The sequence below is a fragment of the Klebsiella sp. genome, assembly GCF_027492335.1.
Classification (GTDB): domain Bacteria; phylum Pseudomonadota; class Gammaproteobacteria; order Enterobacterales; family Enterobacteriaceae; genus Klebsiella; species Klebsiella huaxiensis.
On the sequence record NZ_JAPUEW010000002.1, the window covers coordinates 1 to 4,127 of the forward strand.

6 protein-coding genes are annotated in these 4,127 nt (G+C 54.6%); 4 read left to right on the forward strand and 2 right to left on the reverse strand.

Annotation, left to right across the window (positions count from 1 at the left end; translation table 11 throughout):
• Nucleotides 1-160 (reverse strand): DUF4158 domain-containing protein (locus tag QVF11_RS00045; RefSeq protein ID WP_287854688.1); only part of this gene is annotated, 160 nt, incomplete at its 3' end.
• Between the two features lie 98 nt (nucleotides 161-258).
• Between QVF11_RS00045 and QVF11_RS00050 the strand changes: the two genes are divergently transcribed.
• The 4 genes from QVF11_RS00050 to QVF11_RS00065 all read left to right on the forward strand — a co-directional run bounded on the left by QVF11_RS00050 (nucleotide 259) and on the right by QVF11_RS00065 (nucleotide 1,838).
• Nucleotides 259-525, forward strand: a complete 267-nt coding sequence (locus QVF11_RS00050; RefSeq protein ID WP_016487057.1) for a nucleotidyltransferase family protein — start codon at nucleotides 259-261, stop codon at nucleotides 523-525.
• Nucleotides 522-923, forward strand: a complete 402-nt coding sequence (locus QVF11_RS00055; RefSeq protein ID WP_001293886.1) for a HepT-like ribonuclease domain-containing protein — start codon at nucleotides 522-524, stop codon at nucleotides 921-923. Before QVF11_RS00050 ends, QVF11_RS00055 begins: the two co-directional genes overlap by 4 nt.
• Nucleotides 913-1,269, forward strand: coding sequence for a cupin domain-containing protein (locus tag QVF11_RS00060; protein WP_000215515.1), 357 nt, complete (start codon nucleotides 913-915; stop codon nucleotides 1,267-1,269). The genes QVF11_RS00055 and QVF11_RS00060 overlap by 11 nt, the downstream gene beginning before the upstream one ends.
• A 254-nt stretch (nucleotides 1,270-1,523) precedes the next feature.
• Nucleotides 1,524-1,838, forward strand: coding sequence for a hypothetical protein (locus tag QVF11_RS00065; RefSeq protein ID WP_000091613.1), 315 nt, complete (start codon nucleotides 1,524-1,526; stop codon nucleotides 1,836-1,838).
• Nucleotides 1,839-2,264: 426 nt separating this feature from the next.
• Here QVF11_RS00065 and nhaA read toward each other — a convergent pair whose 3' ends face one another.
• Complete coding sequence (gene nhaA / locus QVF11_RS00070) at nucleotides 2,265-3,446, reverse strand: Na+/H+ antiporter NhaA (RefSeq protein WP_004194048.1); 1,182 nt, start codon at nucleotides 3,444-3,446, stop codon at nucleotides 2,265-2,267.
• Nucleotides 3,447-4,127: the final 681 nt, after the last annotated feature.

Sequence of the window (4,127 nt, forward strand, 5' to 3'; positions counted from 1 at the left end):
GCACCGCGAAGCCCAGCCGATTGGCCGGGCCGCGCCGCTGCCGGATGATGGAGAGGTCGCTTTCGCTGAACGTGTAGTGACGGATCAACTCATCCTTGGTGTCCGGCAACGCCAGCAGGCTTTCGCGCTCGGCGGCGGAGAGGATCGAACGGCGGGGCATGCGGTTTCCTTCTTCTTGAAATTCTATTCTTGATTGCATATCATCTCAACGAGTTTCGATAAGAAAGGATGCGCATGCGACCGTCTGTTGTGCTTGACATGAAGCGAAGCGCAGTGCGTGAAGCGGTAGGCCGCTTTCGCGCCGCGAACCCGCGCGTCTTCGGCTCGGTGCTGCATGGCACCGACCGGGATGGCAGCGACCTCGACCTGTTGGTCGATGCGCTGCCCGGTGCCACGTTGTTGGACTTGGGCGATTTGGAAGAAGAACTGAAATCGCTGCTCGGCGTTGACGTCGATCTGCTGACTCCCGGCGACCTGCCGCCGAAGTTCCGGGCCAAGGTGCTCGCGGAGGCGCAACCGATATGAGCGAGAACCGCCTGCCCGATTACCTCGACCACATTCAGCAGGCCGCAACCGATGCGCGCAGCTTCGTGGAAGGGATGGCCAAGGACGACTTCTTGGCCGACAAGCGCACCCAGCAGGCCGTCATCATGAGCCTGATCGTCATCGGCGAGGCGGCCACAAAGGTGATGGATGGCTACGTCGAGTTCACCCAGGCGCATGCCGACGTGCCGTGGCGCAGCATGCGCAATATGCGTAATCGCATGGCTCACGGCTATTTCGACATCAACCTCGATGTGGTGTGGGAGACGGTACAGGAATGGCTGCCGGCGTTGCTCCAGCAATTGCCCGCCGTGCGTCAGGATGCCGACGATGAAGACCGTAACGACAACTGTGAAAGAGGGATCTCCGATGACTGTTGAATCGAGAATATTTTCTGTAGCCGAGTATGTTCAGCCGTCCGAAGGCGAGCCTATTCGTTCCGTTGTGCTTGAAACCCGAGACTCAATTATCGTGGTTTGGCATGTCCATCCCGGGCAGGAAATTGCGGCTCACATTCATCCTCACGGCCAAGACACGTGGACTGTTTTGTCGGGAATGGCTGATTACTTTCAGGGCAATGGGATTGTTCGTGCCCTCAGGGAAGGTGAGATAGCCGTGGCAAGACCGGGCCAAGTGCACGGGGCGCGAAATACAGGTACCGAGCCATTTGTGTTAGTCTCGGTTGTGGCATCAGCCAATGCCGGTTTCGTATTGGCTGAGCGATAGAGCCCAATCTCTGGAGTTGGTCCAATGAGCGGTCGGGGAGATAGGTAACAGACATGCAGCGGACACGGCTGCTAAACCAGGTCGCAAACCTCCTTGCGTCGCAGCGTGCCGCAAGCGACGCGATCAATCGAATGGGGTCGGCATGAGACTGAACACCATCCAGTTCCCGACCGCGTAGCCGCCTGTCCTGCCGATCAGGTCTTGACCATCGACGCCTGGGATCAGTCCTGAATGTTCTTGGAGACCACTACGTTATGAGCCGCAGCCGCCGCAAAACACCCATCGTCGGGCACACGACCTGCGGCAGCGAGCGCGAGGACAAGAAGCTCTGGCATCAGCGCTGGCGCACCCGTGAGCGCACGGCGCTGACCAGCGCGTCGCCCGAAGCCCTGAGCGCCCATCTGCCCCTGCTGGAAAACCAGGCCAGCAGCGTCTGGTCGATGGGCAAGGATGGCCGCTCCTACTGGCCCGTCAAGCGCCAGGCCGCCACGGCGGATCGCATCGCCAATCACAAGGGACGCAACCCGCAAGAACGCGCCTCCCTGAAAAAGCGCCTGCTTACACTGTGATTCCTTCAAAATATCTCAACGAAATTTCCCGACACCTGTTTAAGCTATCTTGCTGATATTTCTGTTTTTCGATTTTTGCCGGCGCGATGCCGGCGACGTTGGCCAGCTGCCCCGGGCGCGATACTGAGATCAGTTTCTTTGAACAAAAAAACCGCCTTTTGGCGGTCAGTATTCAGTAGCGGGGTTAGAGGGCCAGTCGTGTAAAAAACCACGTTAGCCGACTATTTATTTGAATAACATAATATTTTAACTGATATGCCAGCGTTCATCCTGACTTATCTGAACAGGGCTCCGCCTGTAAAATGTGAAAGATAGAAAGGTAATTATTTATAATAAAATTAAATAATTTCAATTTTCTCTTCAGAATATACACTGACAGTGTGAAAAAACCCCCGTTATCACGGGGATTTTCCTGTAGATAATACGTTACCTGACTTGCTTAGAAGGCGCAAAGCGCAGTATCAAAATACCGGCCAGAGCGGCCAGTATGGACCCTGCCAGAACCCCCACCTTGACCTCATCAACGAGCAGAGGGCTGCCTGTAAAGGCCAGATTGCCGATAAACAGGCTCATGGTAAAACCAATCCCACACAGTACCGAGACACCATAAACCTGTAACCAGGTACTTTTCTCTGGTCGTTTCGCCAGGCCCAGGCTGACGGCCAGTAGCGACAGGCCAAAGATACCTGCCTGTTTACCCAAAAACAGGCCCAGCGCCACGCCTACCGGAACCGGCGACAACAGGTCATTCATCGTCATGCCCGACAACGCGACGCCCGCATTGGCGAAGCCAAACAGCGGCAGTATCATAAACGTGACCCAGGGGTTGATGGCATGCTCAAGCCTGTCCAGAGGCACTTCATCAGCCGCATTCCTGGTTCGCAGCGGGATAAAGAACGCCAGCAGGATACCCGCGACGGTGGCATGCACGCCTGACTGAAGCATGAAAAACCACAGTACTCCCCCCGTCAGCAGATAGGGCAGCAGGCGCGTCACGCCGGCACGGTTCAGGCTAAACAGCAGAGCAACCATTGCCGCTGCACCACCCAGCATCAGAAGCGAAATGTTGCTGGTATAGAAGAGCGCGATGATAGCCACCGCCCCCATGTCATCCAGAATAGCCAGCGCCGACAGGAAAATTTTTAGCGAGACTGGCACACGACTGCCCAGTAAGGCGAGTACACCGAGCGCAAAAGCAATATCCGTGGCCGCCGGGATGGCCCAGCCGGAAAGGGTTTCGTCATGACCGGCATTAAACCCCACGTAAATCAGGGCAGGTACGGCCAGACCACCCAGTGCGGCAAAGCCCGGCAACGCACGCTGGCTCCAGGTGGCTAACTGGCCGGTGACAAGCTCACGCTTGATTTCCAGCCCGACCATCATAAAGAATACGGCCATCAGGGCATCGTTTATCCAGTGCTCAACGGACAGGCCTGCTGTTTTGTATTTCAGGAGTGTTTCATAACCTTCCCTGAGGGGCGAATTGGCCACGATGATAGCGGCTGCCGAAGCAATAATAAGCACAATACCGCCCGCTACAGGTGAACTGAAAAAATTAGAAACGGGCTTGATAACTTTTCTGGTTAATCCGATTGGGTTTTCTGTCACTTAATCTCCCCCTGAGATGTTGACTTACGAATTGTGAATCAGGCAACCCAGAGACTGTGCACTCCAAAAATGCAATGCACAGCCTGATTGACTGATGTAAGAAATTTAGATAATTAAATTAATAAGTTAAATTCGGTCGGTCTGTGGTTACATTTTATCATGCACCGTCAGGTAAATGGCCGCCTTCAGGTAAATTATCGTAAAGCGAAGCCTTGGCGGGGCTAGGGTGCGTTTCCATTCTGAGAAATTTGCTCAGTCTGTTTCCAGAACATGGCTGAAATTTACTATCCGCCGCGTGTCAGTAAATAGTATCTGTCAGTAAGAGCTGGCAACGTAAACTGACACGGGTAGTGATGGAAAATGATTACACAGGACACCGTTTGCAGACAGATGCTGCTCTGAGCCGCATTATCCTGAAAAGCCTGAACAGCAGCTGATGGATAATTATCCGTCCATGCCGGTGACGAATGGCTGTCAGAAAAGACATACCACAGGTCAAAATGGCGCATTTCGTTAACACTGAGGCCAGAAGTTTTGGGCTGGATATATTTATTGCTTGCCGGATGCTGTGAGATCTTTTACGCGGCGGCCATTCCGCGGACCGACGGGTTCACCCGGTTATGGCCGGGGTCGGTTCCGGCTGAGGGCGAAATGACACCCTAAGCGTTAGCTCTGTGTCGT